The 1,986-nt window shown below is 76.3% G+C and carries 3 protein-coding genes; 1 reads left to right on the plus strand and 2 read right to left on the minus strand.

Annotated elements, in window-relative coordinates:
• Window positions 1-123: 123 nt before the first annotated feature.
• Window positions 124-825: a transcriptional regulator gene (locus tag ACFV6I_RS36830; protein WP_380430378.1), complete on the plus strand. Its 702-nt coding sequence runs from the start codon at window positions 124-126 to the stop codon at window positions 823-825.
• Window positions 826-856: 31 nt separating this feature from the next.
• Here the strand turns inward: ACFV6I_RS36830 and ACFV6I_RS36835 are convergent, their stop codons facing one another.
• Window positions 857-1,378, minus strand: a complete 522-nt coding sequence (locus ACFV6I_RS36835; RefSeq protein ID WP_380430380.1) for a hypothetical protein — start codon at window positions 1,376-1,378, stop codon at window positions 857-859.
• Between the two features lie 185 nt (window positions 1,379-1,563).
• A partial coding sequence (locus tag ACFV6I_RS36840; RefSeq protein WP_380430383.1) for an ROK family protein occupies window positions 1,564-1,986 on the minus strand: 423 nt, incomplete at its 5' end.

The following is a 1,986-nucleotide window of genomic DNA, read 5'->3' on the forward strand; positions in this document are numbered from 1 at the left end:
GCGCCGCCCACCCCGCGGGGGCGCCGGTCGCAACCCGGGGCCCGCCCCGGCCTGTCGCCGCCGACCGGGCCCCGCCAGGCGGTAGGAATGGCACCGGGACCGAACCGCACCACGGAGGCACCGGTGAACCACCCGATCCTCGACCAGATCCGCTACCTGCGCGCCGAGTTGGCGCCCGGCGACGCCGCCCCGGCACTCGTCACGGCGCTCGCCGACGGCACGGCGCCCCGCTCGGCCCTGGCCGAACTCGCTGCCCAGCAGCACCGGATCATCGCCTCCGACCGGCGCAGCCTGCTGCTGCTCGCCACCCGCAGCGCCGACCGTCCGGTGAGCGCCTGGTTCGCCACCCTCGCCGAGGGCGAGAGCGCCGCGCTGCGCACCCTGCCCGGCCTCGCCGCCGCCTGCGGCCTCGGCCCGGACGAACTCGCCGCCCGGCCACCGCTGCCCGGCTGCCAGGCCTACCCGGCCTACCTCGCCTGGCTCGCGCTGAACGGCGGGCCCACCGCCGCAGCCGTCGCCCTGGTCACCAACTTCGCTGCCTGGGGCGGCTACTGCGCCACCATCGCGCAGGCCCTGCGCGACCGCTACGGCTTCCCCGACCAGGCCTGCGCGTTCTTCGACTTCTTCGCCCAGCCCGCCACCGCGCTCGAACAGCAGGCCGCCGACGCCCTCGGGCCGGACCCGCTGGACGAGCCGACCCTGGCCGCGGCCCGCGAGTACGGCCGACTGCTCCAGGCGTACGAGCACCTGTTCTGGGACACCCTCGGACAGCTCGACCAGGATCCCCCGGGCCGCGAGAACGGGCCGACCGGGCGCGGGAACTGACGGCTCGCCCCCCGCACCCGGTCGGCCTCGCTCAGGCCTGCCAGTGCGGCTTGCCGCTGACCATCCGGCAGTAGATCATCCCCCCGTTGGCGTCATGGGTGCTCCTGCCGAGATCGGCGTTGCGGCAGAACTGCCCGGCCGCGTAGCAGTTCCCCGCGTTCGAGCGGAGCTCGCACTCCGCGCCGCCGGCCGCCGCGGTGTGCTGCGGCTCCGGGGCGGTCGGCGGCTGGGCCGTGGTGGTCTTCGGCTGCGGCGCCTTCGGGGTGGGCGACGGCGCGTGGGTGCTGGGGGCCGCCGGCGCGGGGGCGGCCGGCGTGCTCGGCGCGGGGTCGGACGCGGGCGGCGGCGTGCTGGCCGGGGGCGCGGCGGGCGGTGCGACCGGCGGGGTCGACTGGGTGGTGGCGGCCGCCGGAGCGGTCACCGGGGGCGAGGCCTTGGCTCCGCCGTCGGCGGCCGACGGGTCGCAACCGGTCAGCGCCAGACCGACGGTGAGGACGAGTCCGGCGAAGCCGGCCAGGCCGGCGCGCCGACGCCCGTGTATGCGTGAAGGCATGGGTGGAGAACGCTCCGTTCCGTTTGGATGAGGTGTGCGATTCAAGCAGAGCCCGCACACGATCTGTGCACGGATCTCCCACTCGTTGGCAGATCGAGATCTGCCGGCCACCGAGCGTCGCCGCCCTCCGGTCCGCCGTCACGCTGCGCCGAACCGCCGAACGCTCGCCGGGCCACGGGCCACTGTTAGGGCAGCCCCGCCGTCCGGCGCTCGAACACCTCGGGGCGCGCGGTCTCCAGGGCGGTGGCGACCGCGCCGAGAAGGACCGCCTCCTCCCCCAGCAGGCTCGGCGCAAGCGTCGGACGCATCGGGGCGATCCGGTGCAGGGCCTGCTCCAGCGGCTCCAGGAGCAGGTCCGCGCTGTTGCCGATGCCGCCGCCGAGGACCACCAGGTCCGGATCCAGTACGGCGGACAACACGGCGACGGCATAGGCGAGTTGGCCGGCTTCACGGTCGACGGCCCGGACCGCCGCCGGCTCCCCGGCCCGGGCCCGTTCGAAGACCTGCTTGGCCGTGGGCGCGCCGCCCAGCCCGAGGTCCTGGGCGGTGCGCACCACGGCTTCCTCGGCTGCCTCCTGCGCGAGTGGCGCCGGAGGCTCAACTTCGCG

The sequence above is a fragment of the Kitasatospora sp. NPDC059803 genome, assembly GCF_042732255.1.
Lineage (GTDB): Bacteria > Actinomycetota > Actinomycetes > Streptomycetales > Streptomycetaceae > Kitasatospora.

What these genes read in the sequence shown, in the direction of transcription:
- ACFV6I_RS36835 (WP_380430380.1), bottom strand. Translation starts at nt 1,378, where the DNA reads ATGCCTTCACGCATACACGGGCGTCGGCGCGCCGGCCTGGCCGGCTTC.